Below are 17080 nucleotides of genomic sequence, written 5' to 3'. Positions count from 1 at the left end.
CCTCCTCTCCCTCTTCGTCTCCGAGACCGACGGAAATGCCTTCTCAAGCCGGATTGCCGACGTCTGGTCATTGCTGACCAATCCTGTCCGTGTTCTTTGTACAACACAGATACCGCGTTGGCGCCCCCCGAAATAAAATTTTTACGAATAAGAATCACTTTTATTTAGAGTGTCTTTTATAATTGTAAATATCTTGTATCCAGTTGTTAGACAACGAGCGATATCAGATAACAAAAAAACACGTACTCGCCAGCCATTGCGGCGGTGCAGGCCGGGTCCCCGCTGACCGACCGGCCGCCCGTCCGACTCATAGCCAGCCAAGAGAACCCAAAACAACTTCTCTCGGAACCTTGCCATGAGCTACATCAAGAGCCGCAAGCACGCGCAGCCCGCGTTCGCTTCGACCCGCCTGTCCGCCGCCGTTGCCGGCGCCCTGCTGCTGCCCGCCGTCGGCGTCCACGCCCAGACCAGCACCCTGCCCAAGGTGGAAGTGACCGCCGCCCAGGAATCGGATTACAAGGCCGACAAGGCCTCCTCCACCAAATACAGCCAGCCGCTGGTGGATACCCCGCAGACCCTGACCGTCATCAAGAAGCAACTGATCGACCAGCAAGGCGCCACCACCCTGACCGAGGCGCTGCGCAACAGCCCCGGCGTGGGCACCTTCTATCTCGGTGAGAACGGCAACACCAGCACCGGCGACGCCATCTACATGCGCGGCTTCGACAGCTCCAGCGCCATCTTCGTGGACAACGTGCGCGACCTCGGGTCGATCTCGCGCGACATGTTCAACATCCAGCAGGTGGAAGTATTGAAGGGTCCGGCCGGCACCGACAACGGCCGTGGCTCGCCGACCGGTTCCATCAACCTGGTCACCAAGCAGGCCGAGATGAGCAACTTCTTCAACGCCTCCACCACCTATGGCAGCTGGAACCAGAAGCGCGGTACCGCCGACTGGAACAAGGTCCTGGATGAAGACCGCGGCATCGCCCTGCGCCTGAACCTGATGAAGCAGGACAGCGGCGTCCCCGGGCGCCACGAAGTCAAGAATGACCGCTACGGCATCGCGCCCTCGCTGGCCTTCGGCCTGAACGGCCCGACCCGGGTGTTCCTGAACTACCTGCACATCGACCAGGACAACGTCCCCGACGGCGGTGTGCCGACCATCGGCCTGCCCGGCTATACCTCGCCGGACCCGGCCCGTCCGTACATCTCCAGCGCCCCGCGCGTGGGTTCCAGCAACTTCTACGGCAGCGTGAACGACTACGACAAGGTCACCTCCGACATGTTCACCGCCCGCGTGGAACATGACTTCTCGCAGGACCTGAAGCTGCAGAACACCACCCGCTACGCCAAGACCACCCAGGATTATTTCCTGACCTCCTTCATGGCGACCGGCACCGCCACCAGCACCCGACCGACCGGCCTGCTCACCCCCTCGGCGACCAATCTGTCGACCTGGACCCTGGCCCGCAACCTGCCCACCCGCAAGGACCAGTCCAATGAGATCCTCACCAACCAGACCAACCTGACGGCCAACCTGAAGACCGGTTCGCTGCAGCACACCCTGGTGGGCGGCGTGGAATTCACGCAGGAAAAACAGCACGCCACCTCCTTCACCACCAGCGGCACGCTGCCGGCGGCCAACCTGTATAGTCCGAACGCCAACTTCGGCAACGGCAGCTTCACCATCACCCCGACCGGCTACAACGACGGCAAGACCGATACCATCTCGGCCTACCTGTTCGATACCGTGAAGTTCAACGAGCAATGGTCGATCAACGGCGGCATCCGCGAAGACCACTATCGCACCACCTATTACTCCAACGCCGCCGGCACCATCACCAACCTGTCGACCTCGGGCAACCTGTTCAACTGGAAGCTGGCCGCGATCTTCAAGCCGACCGACTACAGCAGCATCTACGCGCTGTATGCGACTTCGCAGCAGCCGCCGGGTGGCGCCAACTTCGCGCTCTCCAGCGCGGTCAACAGCGCCGCCAATTCCAACTACGCGCCGCAGAAGACCAAGACCAGCGAGCTGGGTACCAAGTGGGATCTGCTGAACAAGAAGCTGGCCGTGACCGCTGCCCTGTTCCACACCGAAGTGAGCAATGAAGTCGAGCAGGACGGCACCTCCGGTCGCTACTTCCAGACCGGCAAGAAGACCGTGCAGGGGATCGAACTGGGCGTGACCGGTGACGTCACCAACAACCTCTCGGTGGCCGCCGGCTACACCTGGATGGACACCAAGGTCGACAGCGGTGCCATCACCACCGCGTCGGGTGAAAACAACCTGGCCTACACCCCCAAGCAGGCCTTCACCTCCTGGGCCACCTACCGCCTCCCGCAGGGCTTCACCATCGGCGGCGGTGCGCGCTACGTCAGCTCGCTGCTGCGCGGCACCGACGGCGCGGTCGGCACGCCCAAGTACGCCAATTCCTACTGGGTGGTGGACAGCATGCTCGGTTATGTCGTGAACAAGAACGTGGACCTGCAGTTGAATCTCTACAATATTTTCAACAAGGACTACGTAGCGGCAATCAACAAGAGCGGCTATCGTTACACCCCGGGTTCGCCACGCGCCGTGGCACTCACCGCCAACTTCAAGTTCTGACCCTGCCCATGGCGATGATTTGATCTGCCTCAGCCCCGGCGCCATGCACTTTGCCTAAAGTGGTGGCGCCCGCTGAGTCCTTCATGGATCAGCCAGACTTGACGGCCCCTCCCGCGTGGAGGGGCCTTTTCATTCGCGACAGGAGAGGTTCATCATGATGCTGCACATTCCCGAAGTCCTCAGCGCCGAGCAGGTGCGCCACATCCGCACCGAACTCGACCGCGCCGACTGGATCGACGGCCGCGCCACCGTCGGCGACCAGGGCGCACGGGTGAAGCGCAACCGGCAACTGCCGGAGCATTCGCCGCTGGGCTTCCAGCTGGGGGAGATCATCCTGGAGGCGCTGCGCAGGAATCCCCTGTTCTTCGCCGCCGCCCTGCCCAAGAAGACCATGCCGCCGCTGTTCAACAGCTACGAAGGCGGCGAGCACTACGGCCTGCACGTCGATGGCTCGGTGCGCAACCTGCCCAATGCCGCCGGCAGCATCCGCACCGATGTCTCCACCACGGTGTTCCTGTCGGACCCGGACGAGTACGAAGGGGGCGAGCTGGTGGTGGTCGATACCTACGGCACCCATGAGGTCAAGCTGCCGGCCGGCGACATGATCGTCTATCCCTCTACCAGCTTGCACCGTGTCGAACCGGTCACCCGCGGCGCCCGCGTCTGTTCCTTCTTCTGGACCCAGAGCATGGTGCGCGACGACTGGAAGCGCAGCATGCTCTTCGAACTGGACCGCAACATCTACAGCCTGCGCCAGCAGATCGGCGACACCGATGAAGTGCTGGGACTGACCGGGCATTATCACAACCTGCTGCGGCAGTGGGCCGAAGTGTAAATTCTTTATATTGTTTAAGCGGAAAAGGCCGTCCGGCATGACACCGGACGGCCTTTCGGCTTTCTTCCCCCAGGATGGGATCAGACGAAACGTCCGATGGCCGCCCTCACCGCCTCGCGCACCGACCCGCTGACCACAAAGCCCTGCGCGGCCTGCACGTCGTCATGGAACCAGCGGTCCCCCTCCAGGCAGGCCGGGATCTGCCGGCGGATCTCGTCATAGGCCGCCTGCGTTCCCCGGCCCAGGACGAAGTCCTTGAGCAGGTCTTCGGTCATCGTCAGCGCCTGCGCTGCCAGCAGCATTTCCACGCCCACGATGTACTGCGTGTTCTGCACCACCGTCAGGGCCTTGCGCGCACACCAGGTGGAGTTGGAGATGTGATCCTCGCTATTGCCCTTGGAGGGGATGCTGTCCACGCTGCCCGGCATGCACAGCGTGCGGTTTTCCATCACCAGCGCACTCATCGAACACTGCACCACCGGATAGCCGGTATTGACGCCGCGCACGCCACTCATCAGGTTGCGCGGCAGCCCCCATGACAGCGTGGGATCGATCAGCCGCGCAATGCGGCGCTCGCAGATGCTGCCCAGGTCGGTGATCGCCATGGCCAGCAGGTCCATGGCCTGGGCCAGGTACTGGCCGTGGAAATTGCCACCGGAAATGATCTCGAAACCCTCGCCATCTTCCTTGTTGAAGATCAGCGGGTTGTCGGTGGCGGAATTGGTTTCCTTCTCGACGATGGTGTCGATGTAGTCCAGCGCATCGAATACCGGGCCATACACCTGGGGCGCGCAACGCAGCGAATACACATCCTGGATGCGTGAGGTATAGGGAATATCGGTGCGCCGCAGCTCGTCCGGCAGTTGCACCGCACGCGCTGCGTGGGTGGTGCGGGTGGAACCCTGCAGGAGGGTGCGGATCACGTCCGCCGTCTTGATCTGCCCCGCATGCGGCCGCGCCTGCTGGATGCGCGGATCGAAGGCCGACATCTCGGCGCGCATGGCCTCCAGCGTCAACCCCAGCGAGAGGCAGGCATCCGTCAGCAGGTGGCGCGCATCGTGCGCCGCCAGGATGGCCACCGCCAGCGAGGCGGTGCAGCCATTGATCAGCGCCGAGGCATCCTTGGCCTTGAGGTCGAACTTCACCGGTGCGATGCCGGCCAGTTCGATGGCTTGCGGAGCCCGCATGCGCTGCCCCTGGAACATCACCTCGGTCTCGTCAAAACCGGCGATGGCGGCCGCCAGGTAGGCCAGCGGTGCCAGGTCGCCGGAAGCGCCCACCGAGCCCTTCTGCGGCATGATGGGGTGGATGCCGGCATTGAGGAAGGCCAGCAGGCGATCCACCACCTCCACCCGGGGCGCGGAATAGTTGGAGGCGAACGCGTTGGCACGCAACAGCATGGTGGCGCGGCTGACTTCCTCGGAGAAGGGTTCGCCGATGCCGGCGCTGTGGGCGCGGATCAACTGGGTCTGGAACAGTTCGATATGTTCCACCTTGATGCGCGTGTCCTTGAGCAAGCCCACGCCGGTATTGAAGCTGTACATCATGGGCGCTTCATCGTGCATCCAGGTGCTTTCGATGTAGTCGCGGCTGTGTTTGAGGGCCGCGCGCGAGGAGTCGGCCAGGGTGACCTTGAGATGCGGTGCGCGGGCAACGCTGATGACTTGCGCGGCGCTGAGGTTGAAGCCGTCGATGGTGATGGTATGCATGTGTGGTGTCTTCTTTCTGACGTGATCGAGGCCTACTTGGCGCCGGCCTGGAACCAGGCGGCCACGTCGGCGCGTTCTTCGTCGGTCATCTGGGTCATATTGGCCAGCGGCATATCCTTGGTCTGGACGGCGCGCTGGAATATCTTGGCGGCGTGCTGGTGGATCAGCTCAGGGGTCTGCAGCATCATGCCCGCCGGTGCCGTGGCAAAGCCGGCCTGGGTCGGTTTGTCCGAATGGCAGCTGGCGCAGCGCTGGGTGATGATGGCCTGGATCCTGGTGAAGTCGGGCGCTGCCGCTGCAACCGGGGCGCTGCCTGCAGCGGCAGACGCCGGTGCCGCAGATGCCACCGGTGCCACCGGGCGCGGTGCGATCGCCACCGCCACCGCCAGCAGCAGGGCCACGCCGGCGATGGGATAACCGATCGATACCCGGCCCTTGTGCCGCAGATTGAAAAAGTGACGGATCAGCACACCCGCCGCCATGATCGCCGCCAGCACCAGCCAGCTATGGGCATGGGTATAGGTCATCGCATAGTGGTTGCTGATCATGATGAACAGAATGGGCAGCGTGAAGTAGTTGTTGTGCACGCTGCGCTGTTTGCCGCGACGACCGTGGATGGGGTCGGGCGAGCGGCCTTGCTGCATCGCCTCCACCAGCTTGCGTTGTCCGGGGATGATCACCATCAGCACATTGCCGACCATGATGGTGCCGATCATGGCACCCACATGGATATAGGCGGCCCGTCCCGACAGCAGGTGCGTGAGCAGATAGGCCACGGCCACGATGAAGACGAACATCACCAGCCCCAGCAGGCCCTCGCGCTTGCCCAGCGGCGAGCGGCACAGCAGGTCATAGACGATCCAGCCCAGCACCAGCGTACCGATGCCCACGCCCACCGCTTCGATACCGGAGAGATTGGCCACCGACTTGTCCACCATCATGGCCGAGGCATTGAAGTAATAGACGATGAACAGCATGGCCACGCCGGTGATCCAGGTGGCATAGGCTTCCCACTTGAACCAGTGCAGTTCCTGGGGCAGCTCGGCCGGCGCCACCAGATACTTCTGCGGATTGTAGAAACCGCCGCCGTGGACTGCCCACAGCTCGCCGGAGACGCCCTTCTTTTCCAGGTCGCTGCCCGGCTTGGGCGGGCGGATGGAGTTGTCCAGCCAGACGAAATAAAAAGAGGCGCCGATCCAGGCGATGCCCGTGATCAGGTGCAGCCAGCGAACCAGCAGATTGGCCCAGTCGATGCCATATGAAACCAGGAGTGCTTCCATGTCTTCCCCACGCAGGATTGCTGTCCGCCACCGCGACCTACTCCGGACAGGCGAGGCATTGCCTCAGGAATGGGCCGCCATGAAAGCCCTCCCCCGCCATGGATGCCGCATGGCAACTGCTGGATGAGTGGGAGTGAAGGCTTTCCGCGCGCCGGGACGCGCACGAAGCCTGGAAGTGGCGTCGTTGCTGGTCTCCCGTCGTGCTGCCGCTACGACCCGATGGCTGCTGCCATCTGTTGTCTCGGTCCTCGTCCTGCGGCGCTGCCCTCGTGAGGCTGGCAATGGCTGGCGCGGACCGGTTGCACGAACGATAAACGCGGGGACCGTCCAAAACATGGTCGACAACATATATTTGACATACGAAAGTCCATATACAAAAATGCCCCCTGGATGTGGGACGCTTGCGCTCGCATCACGCCAGGCCGCCGCCGCGAGCCGGTCCTGACGAATAACAACGACAAGGCACCCACCCGATGCGGTGCCATCAGAGTGAACGAAAAACCGTCACCTGCCCCACGCTAGAACAAAGACCCCGGAGACATCCCCATGTCCAGGCTGCCTGACCACCTCGATATCCACCTCATCCGCATCCTCTATCTGTTGCTGTGCGAAAAGAATGTCTCGCGCGTGGCCCTGAAACTGAACCAGCCGCAACCCTCGATCTCCGCTTCGCTGCGCAAGCTGCGTGAGCTCACCGGTGATCCGCTGCTGGTGCGCGGCGCCCGTGGCATGGTGCCGACCCAGCACGGCGAAAGCCTGCTGAAGCCGGCCAAGCGCATCCTCGACGAGACCGAGCGCCTGTTCGTGCCCAAGACCGCCTTCGTGCCGCAGGAGGAAGAACGCACCTTCCACATCGCTGCGCCGGACTACATGAACACGCCCTTCTTCACCGAGGTGATCGCGCGCCTGCGTCGCGAATCGCCGCGCAGCCACATCGTGATCCACGCGCTGGGCCCGGATACCGACTACGTGCGCCTGCTCTCGGACGGCGAACTGGACCTGGTCATCGCCAACTGGGACGAGCCGCCGCCGCACCTGCACCTCTCCAAGCTGTTCGACGACCCCATTGTCTGCCTGATGCGCGCCGATTGCGCCTATGCCAAGCGCACCGCCCGCGATGCGATGACCATCGAGGACTATCTCTCCCTGCCCCACGCCGCGCCTTCGCAGATCCTGCCCGGCTATCACGGCACCATCGACAGCTTCCTGGAAAAGCAGAACCTGCATCGCAACGTGGTGGTGGAGTCGGCCCACTTCCGCATGCTGCCCTACATGGTGGCGCAGACCGACCTGGTGCTGACGGCCGGCCAGCAGTTCGCCAGCTTCTACGAAAAGCTGCTGGCCCTGAAAAGCTATACGGTGCCCATCAAGTTCCCGCCGCTGCGCTTCTACCAGCTCTGGCACGAGCGCGTGCACCAGGCCACCGAGCACAAGTGGCTGCGTGCCCAGGTCAGCGCGGCCGCCAAGCTGCTGGCCCAGGGGCGGGCATGAGGGACATGGCGGGCATGGCGGACATGGCGGCAGCCCGCCAGGACGCCGGCCAGCAAAGGGAAATGACACCCGTCCATATATCGCCCGGACGTGTAGCGGTATGCCGGGGCCACTATATCGCCCCTGCCGGATTGCTTTAGTATCGCCAGCATCAGGCCGGTATCCACCTCCAGAGCGCACAGGAAGGCAGAACACGGCACTGAGCCGGAACCACATTCAAGCGACAAGGCCGGCCCCGCTCCAGACAGCCGGGGCAAGGTCACATGTCAGGTTCCTCCATAAAAAATACCAGGAGACAGCCCATGCAAGCCCCCAGCCATCCAGTGGATGAACGCCTACCCGTATTCAAGCTCTTCGCGCTCGGCATGCAGCACGTGCTGGTGATGTATGCCGGTGCGATTGCCGTGCCGCTCATCATCGGCGGTGCCCTGAACCTGCCCAAGTCCGAGATCGCCTACCTGATCAGTGCCGACCTGTTCTGCTGTGGCGTGGTCACCATCATCCAGAGTGCCGGTATCTGGAAGTTCGGCATCCGCATGCCGGTCATGATGGGCGTGACCTTCGCCGCCGTGGGACCGATGGTGGCCATGGCCAACAATCCCCAGCTCAACATCCTGCACATCTATGGCGCGGTGATTGCCTCGGGCCTGTTCTGCATCCTGGCCTCGCCCTATATGAGCAAGCTCATGCGCTACTTTCCACCGGTGGTGACGGGTACCGTGATCACGGTGATCGGGGTCTCGCTGATGGGCGTGGGCATCAACTGGGCGGCGGGCGGACAACCGGTGATCGGCAAGCTGGTCGATGGCGTCTTCGTCAAGGTGCCCAATCCCGACTATGGCTCGCCGCTGTCGCTGTCGATTGCGGCGGTGGTGCTGGTGGCCATCCTGCTGATCACCAAGTACACGCGGGGATTCATCTCCAACATCTCGGTATTGCTGGGGATGGTGGTGGGCTTCGTGATCGCCTTTGCACTGGGCAAGATCAGCTTCGACGGCCTGGATGCAGCCGACTGGTTTGCCTTCATCCAGCCCTTCCACTATGGGCTGCCGCAGTTCGACCTGGCGTCCATCATCAGCATGTGCCTGGTGATGATCGTGACCATGATCGAATCGACCGGCATGTTCATGGCCCTGGGCGACATCGTCGGCCGCCGGATCGACGACCGCGCACTCGCCAGCGGCCTGCGTGTGGATGGCCTGGGCACCGTGATCGGGGGCCTCTTCAACACCTTCCCCTATACCTCGTTCTCGCAGAACGTCGGTCTGGTAGGCGTGACCGGCATCCGCAGCCGCTTCGTCTGCGTGGCCGCCGGGGTGATCCTGATCGCCTTTGGCCTGTTCCCCAAAATGGCGCACGTGGCCGCCTCGATCCCGCAATTCGTGCTGGGCGGCGCGGGCATCGTGATGTTCGGCATGGTGGCGGCGACCGGGATCAAGATCCTCTCCAAGGTCGATTTCCACGGCAACCGCAACAACCTCTTCATCGTTGCCATCAGCATCGGCGTGGGCATGATCCCCATCGTCGCCCCCACCTTCTTCGACAAGATGCCGCACCTGCTGGGCACCATCTTCCACAGCGGCATCCTGCTGGCCTCGGCCATGGCAGTGGGGCTGAACCTGTTCTTCAACGGCCGCGGCAGCGAGGAAGACGTGGCCCGCTATGCGGTAGCGGCGGCACAAAGCTCGGATCACTGAGCGCAGGCGCGGTCTTGCCATCGACAGATATGCCAAAACCGATACGCGCCAGATGAAACCGTTGATGCCATCCAGGCCAAGATGTTTTAAAGTCTCACCTGCGCCCGGATGCCCGCCGGGCGCGCCCGCTGCCCTCCCCGGACGGCAGCGGCGACCCACAATCACAGACAACAATCGGCGCCGACAATACTGATTTTCAGATCGTGGGCGCCGGAGTTGATCGCAACAGCAACGAACCAGCGAGGGAGCCGGCGCAGACCGACCGGCCAGCACATGACGACGACACTGCAACAATTGAACGAGGCCGATGCCTCCGCCTTCATCGCCGCCCTGCACGGCATCTACGAGCATTCGCCCTGGATTCCCGAGCGCGCCGCGCTGCAGCGTCCCTTCCGCAACATCACCGCCCTGAAACTGGCCCTGCAGAAAGTCGTCACCGACGCCAGCCGCGCCGAACAACTGGGCCTGATCCGCGCCCACCCGGAGCTGGCCGGCCGCGCCGCCATCGCCGGCGAACTGACCGCCGAATCCACCGGCGAGCAGGCCCGGGCCGGCCTGAACCAGTGCAGCCCGGAGGAATTTTCTCGCCTGCAACAGCTCAACACCGACTACAACGCCCGCTTCGGCTTCCCCTTCATCCTGGCCGTGAAAGGCCCGACCGGGGCTGGCCTGACGCGTCAGCAGATCATCGCCACCTTCGCCCGTCGCCTGCGCAACCAGGTCGAAGACGAACTGCGCGAAGCCCTGCGCCAGATCGGCCGCATTGCCGAGATGCGTCTGAACGACCTGCTGGGCCATCGCCCGCAACTGGGCGCCACCGTCATGCAATGGGCCGAGGAAATCGGCGCCCTGTCCGAAGACGAAGGCGCCCTCACCTGCACCTACCTGACCGACACCCACCGTCGCACCGCCGACCAGATCGCCCAATGGATGCGCGAAGCCGGCATGCACGTCCACATCGATGCAGTGGGCAACGTGGTCGGCCGCTACCTTTCCAGCGACCCGCAGGCCAAGACCCTGATGACCGGCTCGCACTACGACACGGTGCGCAATGGCGGCAAGTACGACGGCCGCGAAGGCATCCTGCTGCCCATCGCCGTGGTCAGGCACCTGCATGAGCGGGGCGAGACCCTGCCCTTCCACTTCGAAGTCATCGGCTTCTCGGAAGAGGAAGGCGTACGCTTCAAGAGCACCTTCCTGGGCAGCAATGCCGTCACCGGCCAGTTCGACATGAAGCTGCTCGACCTGCAGGACAAGGACGGCATCAGCATGCGCGAGGTCATCACCCAGGCCGGCCACGACGTCACCGCCATCCCGCAGATCGCCCGCGACGCCGCCGATATCCTGGGCTATGTCGAAGTCCACATCGAACAGGGCCCGGTCCTGTTGAACCGCGACCTGCCGATCGGCATCGTCACCTCCATTGCCGGCAGCTCACGCTACCTGGTCGACCTGAAAGGCGTGGCCAGCCACGCCGGCACCACGCCGATGGACATGCGCAAGGACGCCGCCGCCGCCGCCGCCGAGATCATCCTCTACGTGGAGCAGCGCTGCTCGCAGGACCAGCATGCTGCGCTGGTCGGCACGGTCGGCCAGCTGCAGGTACCCCGCGGCTCCACCAACGTCATCCCGGGCGCCTGCCAGCTCTCGCTGGACATCCGCGCCGCCCGTGACGACATCCGCCTGGCCGCGGTCAAGGACATCCTCGCCAAAATCGAAGACATCGGCGCACGGCGCAGCATCGACATCAAGCTGGAAGAAACCCTGAGCGCCCCGGCCGCCCCCTGCGCGCCCTGGCTGATGGAACAACTGGCCGCCGCCACCGAACGCGCCGGCGTCCCGCCCTTCGAACTGGCCTCCGGCGCCGGCCACGACGCGATGGCCATCGCCCGTCTGACCGACGTCTGCATGCTCTTCACCCGCTGCGGCAACGGCGGCATCAGCCACAACCCGCTGGAGACCATGACGGCCGATGATGCGGAGGTATCGGGACAGATCCTGCTGGATTTCCTGCGCAGCTTCAGGGCGAAGCATTAATTGTTTATATATTTATGTGGCGACCGCTCGGGCGGGAAGCATGCGACGACCATGATGTGTGCGTGTTTCAATTGAACACCGGAATCCTCGCCCCTATCCAGTCTTGGATGGTGGGCGGAATTGCAATCTCGCCTTGCTTGCTGTCCGCATCGAAGTAGAGAAGTTTATCGTCACTGATCTGCAAGGACGCCAGCCCAAGGGAGTCGTCCGAGAAGATCGTGTAGTGCCTCTTTGCCAAAATTGTGCCTTGTTCATCCGTGACCGAGAGAAGGACCTTATCGAGTCCCTCTCCAAGGAAATGACTGTCGATGAGACCCGCGCCACAGATGCGAATGTGGTAGGTCTTGCTGCCAATTCTTTTTATTCCACCGTCAAGCTTTGCGGTGTAGTCGTGTTGCTTGCAGTCGGTCTGGTGGAAAAAGTTGAACAGGTAGGTTGATGAGAATAGAAACACGACGATCAGGATGACGATGGATGGCGTCATCTTGAATAATTCTTGAGGGAAGGACCTTTCCGTTTTACAGACTTTGTAGGCCTTGAATAGAAAAAAGACGGCTGTGAAAATTGCCACGCCAATGCCTATCTCTTTTGCGTACATGAGGAGGAGGAATGGGCGCAGGTCAGGACCGTTGGATGGCAAAAGCCAGGCAAGCAACAACGCCGACAAGAAGACCGCAAAGCACGCTGCGGCAAGCACTAGAGCGTTCTTTACGGTTTTTTTGAAGTAGTGTCGTAGGGTCGGCATATCGTACCAAGGTCGATGATGATGGGCGTCTCCAGCTTGTAGAGTTGAGGTTTGCTGTAAATCATAAAATCCTCTCCTCTGTTGCGCGCCTTCCGCCATTCGTTATAGGACCTGTTGTAGACGGGCCAATAGACGTCTTTTGCCTGGAATTTGCTGAACAGGCTACGTCTTGTATCGACGGGCTTATCGACGATGTGTTGGCCTGGGAGGTAATCAGACCTCAAACGAAAGTTTTCCTTTGGCGCGTTGTGATCTTTGTTCTGGCGCCGAAGGCTTGGTTTCAGTTGCCCGGCGATGTCATTACCCGCAAGGTAGTAGGAGGTAATCATGTCGCGCTTATTCCAGTGTCCAAGATACTGACTCCTGGAAGGATCTTTGTCGTTGAAAGAATAATTGTCCTTGATGTAGATATAGACATGGGTGACGGAGGCAGAGGCGTCCATGCAAAACTGCTGCGGATCGGTATCGTATTTGAAATATCTTGCCCCATTGAGATGGGCTCTTCCTATGGCGGCATAGAGAACAAAATTTCCCAATGCGCCAGAAAGATCCGTGAGGACAAGAACGCCTTCTGTGGTGTCCAGTATGGAAACTTCCATTTTTTGGAAGTGCCAATCCAGATGAAACTGTCGTAAGTCGACGACGAAATCAGTCGTATCCAGATCGAGATTCGGCTTGGTGCTGGCGGCGCGTTGGAAGGTATCGGACGCATGGCGTAGAAGCTTTCTTTTGAGAACAGCCTGCGCGTTTTTTGAACCAGTCATTTGAAGGAGATTATTCAAACGCTTTTTGACACTGCCGTATCGCAGTGCCCAATCCAGGGTGACGAGCTTGTCCTCAAGAGGTTGAACAGAGTCGAGGTCATCGTCCCATACGTGAGCAGGACCTTTAAACCACTTCCTGGCGAGCTTGGCGGCCATGGGCCACCCCATACGATCCATCGCATCAGGAATGTCCTGGAGGTCGAATTCAGGGAGCTTCTCGCGATCTTCAGCCTCAAGTTCCATGAACTGCTGGCCGCGAAATTCCTTCGGCTCCTGTTTCTTTCCGAATGCGGTCGACTTCTGATGTTCGGTCTCTGATCGCACGGCAGCAACATCTCCGGCAGTGGACCCGGAGGATGCTGGTGTCGACTTGGAAGGCGGTGCTACCTCGCCAGGAGCAAGGCGTTGGTACGAAACGGTCTGAGGAGTGTTGATTGCGATACACCCTTCGAATCCGGCATGGCATTTCCACCTGGGCTTGCTGAACGGCAGTCGTGCCTTCGCTATCTTGTAGTAGGGGAGTTTTCTTATCTTTGCCATTGTCGGGAGTACCTTCCAGCTTCTGGATTTCCAGACCGCCTGGTGACGAACAAGCTCGCCAGTGTACTCAGCAGGAACGCCCAAACCTATCGTAGCAGTTTGAAACACCATGACTTTCACCTGTCCACATACGACAAGTTGGTGAAGCATTCGAGTGCAGTAACATGCATGTTCAGGAGCCTTGCCCCGGTATAGGCAGGACGTCTTTACAGTGGACTCGATAAACCAACAAGCCGTGTCAGGCAGGATTCAATCCACCCAGCAACCCCACCCGCCGCAGCGTTAATAGGGCAAGAAAGGGACTCCCCCCTGTCACCTGCGTCGCCCCGAAAGCAAGCCAATCCAACAGAAACAAGGAACCCAAGAAGGAGTCCAGCAACATGCAACACAAGCCAACCAGCAAGACCCTGCTGATCAGGAACGCCCGCGTGCTCGTCACCATGAACGACACCCGCGAAGAAATCCCGCAAGGCGCCGTCTACATCCGCGACAACGTGATCGAACAGGTCGGCAAGAGCACCGACCTGCCGCAGCAAGCCGATGAAATCATCGACGCCACCCACCATGTCGTCATCCCCGGCCTGGTCAACACCCACCACCACATGTACCAGAGCCTCACGCGCGTCATCCCCGCTGCGCAGAATGGCGAACTGTTCAACTGGCTCACCAACCTCTACCCGATCTGGGCCGGCCTCACCCCCGAGATGATCCAGGTCTCCACGCTCACCGCCATGGCCGAGCTGATCCTCTCCGGCTGCACCACCAGCAGCGACCACCTCTACATCTACCCCAACCAGACCCGCCTGGACGACAGCCTGGAAGCCGCGATCCAGATCGGCATGCGCTTCCACGGCGCCCGAGGCGCCATGAGCGTAGGCCAATCCAAGGGCGGCCTGCCGCCGGACCGGGTGGTGGAAGACGAAGAAGCCATCCTCAAGGACAGTCGCCGCCTCATCGAGACCTATCACGACCCGGCGCGTCACGCCATGCAGCGCATCGTGGTCGCCCCCTGCTCGCCCTTCTCTGTCTCGCGCGACCTCATGCGCGAAGCCGCCGACCTGGCCCGCCACTACGGCGTTTCCCTGCACACCCACCTGGCCGAGAACGTCAACGACATCGCCTACAGCCGTGAGAAGTTCAACATGACCCCGGCCCAGTACGCCGAAGACTGCGGCTGGGTCGGCCACGACGTCTGGCACGCCCACTGCGTGCAGCTGGACGAGCACGGCATCGACCTCTTCGCCCGCACCGGCACCGGCGTGGCGCACTGCCCCTGCTCCAACATGCGACTGGCCTCCGGCATCGCCCCCATCCGCAAGATGATCGATGCCGGCGTGCCGGTCGGGCTGGGCGTGGATGGCAGCGCCTCCAACGACAGCGCCCACATGCTGGGCGAAGTCAGGCAAGCCATGCTGCTGCAGCGGGTCGGTTTCGGCCCGGACGCCATGACCGCGCGCCAGGCGCTGGAGATCGCCACCCTGGGGGGTGCGAAGGTATTGAATCGGGATGACATCGGCGCGCTCAAACCCGGCATGTCAGCCGATCTGGTGCTGTTCGACACGCGCCAGCTGGCCTTTGCCGGGGCGCTGCATGACCCGGTGGCCGCGCTGGTGTTCTGCACCCCGGCCAATGTGGACTACAGCATCATCAACGGCCGCGTGATCGTGCGCGAGGGGCAGTTCACCAGCATCGATCTGGGGGTGGTGCTGGAGCGGCACAACGCCCTGTCGCTGCAACTGGCTGAAGCGGCCCGCTCATCCGCCCACTAACCCACCCTCACTCCGGAGTCGAACATGCGTATCTCGGACATGAAGATCGGCGCCCGCCTGGCGCTGGGTTTTGGCGCAGTCATGGTGCTCCTGCTGGCCATCGCCATACTCGGCAACCTGCAACTGGGACGACTGGCCGATGGCATCGGCCTCATCGTCAAGGACCGCTATCCCAAGACGGTCATGGCCAACACGGTACAGATCCAGGTCAACAAGATCGCCCTGGATATCCGCGATATCCTGCTCACCAGCGACCCCGAGCGCATCAAGGCCCTGGCCGCCGATGCCACGGCGGCCGACCGCAAGATGAACGAATACCTGGCCAGGCTGCAGCAAGTGGCACGCACCGAGGAAGACAGGCGATACGTGGAAGCCGCTATCGCGGCACGCCAGGCCTACGTTCCCGCGCGCGACCAGCTCATGGCCCTGGCCATGGCGGGTCGCACCGATGAAGCCCGTGCCTTCCTGCCGCAGCAATTCATGCCGGTGCAGATCAAGTACTTCATTGCGCTCGATGCCATGTTCGACTACCAGGGTGGCCTGATGGATGCGGCCGGCGAAGCAGCCACCCGGGATTCGGCCGGCGCCCGCCTCCTCATCAACAGCCTGGCCGTGGTGGCCCTGCTGCTGGCTGCCGCAGTCGCATGGCTGGTCTCGCGCAGCATCTCGCGTCCGCTCGGGCATGCCGTGAGCGTGGCACGGCGGGTGGCCGAAGGCGACCTGTCCACGCAGGTGGAAGTCACGTCGCGCGACGAGACCGGCGAGCTGATGGCGGCCCTGAAACTGATGAATGAGAACTTGCGCAACATCGTTGGTCGCGTGCACCAGGGCAGCAATACGATCCACCATGCCGCCGGTGAAATCGCCAGCGGCAACCTGGATCTCTCGGCCCGTACCGAGCAACAGGCCGGCTCGCTGGAGGAAACTGCATCGGCCATGGAAGAACTGACCATCACCGTCAGGCAGAACGCCGACAACGCCCGCCAGGCCACGCAACTGGCCAGCACCGCCTCCGCCATCGCGGTACAGGGCGGGAGCGTGGTGCATCAGGTGGTCGATACGATGGCCGACATCAACGCTTCCTCACGGCAGATCGTGGACATCATCGCGGTCATCGACGGCATCGCCTTCCAGACCAATATCCTCGCGCTCAATGCCGCCGTGGAAGCCGCGCGTGCCGGCGAACAGGGACGCGGCTTTGCGGTGGTGGCCTCGGAGGTGCGCTCGCTGGCCCAGCGCAGCGCCAGCGCCGCCCGCGAGATCAAGACCCTGATCCATGACTCGGTGGGCAAGATCGAAAACGGCAGTACCCTGGTGCAGCAGGCCGGCAGCACGATGGAGGATGTGGTGGCCAGCGTTCAAAGGGTCAACACCATCATCGCCGAGATCAGCCGGGCCAGCCAGGAGCAGAGCACGGGCCTGGAAGAAATCAACCGGGCTATCACGCAGATGGACGAATCGACCCAACAGAACGCGGCCCTGGTGGAACAGGCCGCCGCCGCCGCTCAGGCCATGCGTGATCAGGCCGTGCAGTTGCAGGATGTGGTGGGGGTGTTCAAGCTGGCGCAAGCGCACCCATGAAAAAAAACCGTTCAGCAT

Annotated in this window: 11 protein-coding genes; 7 read left to right on the top strand and 4 right to left on the bottom strand. The window is 62.1% G+C overall.

Annotated elements, in window-relative coordinates; all coding sequences use genetic code 11:
- Nucleotides 1-355: 355 nt before the first annotated feature.
- Complete coding sequence (locus HBH1_RS15180) at nucleotides 356-2614, top strand: catecholate siderophore receptor Fiu (protein ID WP_102663416.1); 2259 nt, start codon at nucleotides 356-358, stop codon at nucleotides 2612-2614.
- A 154-nt stretch (nucleotides 2615-2768) separates the two neighbouring features.
- On the top strand, nucleotides 2769-3449 hold the full coding sequence (locus HBH1_RS15175) for a Fe2+-dependent dioxygenase (RefSeq protein ID WP_102663415.1): 681 nt from the start codon (nucleotides 2769-2771) through the stop codon (nucleotides 3447-3449).
- Between the two features lie 80 nt (nucleotides 3450-3529).
- Here the strand turns inward: HBH1_RS15175 and hutH are convergent, their stop codons facing one another.
- Nucleotides 3530-5158, bottom strand: coding sequence for an HAL/PAL/TAL family ammonia-lyase (gene hutH, locus HBH1_RS15170; RefSeq protein ID WP_102663414.1), 1629 nt, complete (start codon nucleotides 5156-5158; stop codon nucleotides 3530-3532).
- Between the two features lie 32 nt (nucleotides 5159-5190).
- Entirely contained in the window at nucleotides 5191-6438 is a 1248-nt protein-coding gene (locus HBH1_RS15165; RefSeq protein WP_102663413.1) for a urate hydroxylase PuuD, read from the bottom strand.
- 546 nt (nucleotides 6439-6984) lie between these two features.
- Here HBH1_RS15165 and HBH1_RS15160 point away from each other — a divergent pair.
- From HBH1_RS15160 to HBH1_RS15150, 3 genes are all read left to right on the top strand, one after another.
- Entirely contained in the window at nucleotides 6985-7929 is a 945-nt protein-coding gene (locus HBH1_RS15160) for a LysR substrate-binding domain-containing protein (RefSeq protein WP_006465211.1), read from the top strand.
- 302 nt (nucleotides 7930-8231) lie between these two features.
- Nucleotides 8232-9626, top strand: a complete 1395-nt coding sequence (locus HBH1_RS15155) for a nucleobase:cation symporter-2 family protein (protein ID WP_006465210.1) — start codon at nucleotides 8232-8234, stop codon at nucleotides 9624-9626.
- 273 nt (nucleotides 9627-9899) lie between these two features.
- Nucleotides 9900-11663 carry an allantoate amidohydrolase gene (locus tag HBH1_RS15150; RefSeq protein ID WP_102663412.1) on the top strand — a complete coding sequence of 588 codons (1764 nt, stop codon included), beginning with the start codon at nucleotides 9900-9902 and terminating at the stop codon, nucleotides 11661-11663.
- 67 nt (nucleotides 11664-11730) lie between these two features.
- Here the strand turns inward: HBH1_RS15150 and HBH1_RS15145 are convergent, their stop codons facing one another.
- Both HBH1_RS15145 and HBH1_RS15140 read right to left on the bottom strand, forming a co-directional pair.
- A complete protein-coding gene (locus HBH1_RS15145) occupies nucleotides 11731-12360 on the bottom strand; it encodes a hypothetical protein (protein ID WP_102663411.1) in 630 nt (209 codons plus the stop codon).
- A gap of 11 nt (nucleotides 12361-12371) precedes the next feature.
- Nucleotides 12372-13823, bottom strand: a complete 1452-nt coding sequence (locus tag HBH1_RS15140; protein ID WP_233207618.1) for a DUF6402 family protein — start codon at nucleotides 13821-13823, stop codon at nucleotides 12372-12374.
- A gap of 269 nt (nucleotides 13824-14092) precedes the next feature.
- Here HBH1_RS15140 and HBH1_RS15135 point away from each other — a divergent pair, with 269 nt between their 5' ends.
- Nucleotides 14093-15481, top strand: coding sequence for an 8-oxoguanine deaminase (locus HBH1_RS15135; protein ID WP_102663409.1), 1389 nt, complete (start codon nucleotides 14093-14095; stop codon nucleotides 15479-15481).
- Between the two features lie 24 nt (nucleotides 15482-15505).
- Entirely contained in the window at nucleotides 15506-17062 is a 1557-nt protein-coding gene (locus HBH1_RS25620) for a methyl-accepting chemotaxis protein (RefSeq protein ID WP_102663408.1), read from the top strand.
- Nucleotides 17063-17080: the final 18 nt, after the last annotated feature.

Source organism: Herbaspirillum sp. BH-1 (assembly GCF_002870055.1).
Classification (GTDB): domain Bacteria; phylum Pseudomonadota; class Gammaproteobacteria; order Burkholderiales; family Burkholderiaceae_D; genus Herbaspirillum; species Herbaspirillum frisingense.
The sequence above is the reverse complement of the archived record's forward strand: the minus strand, read 5'-3'. Positions and strand labels throughout refer to the sequence as shown.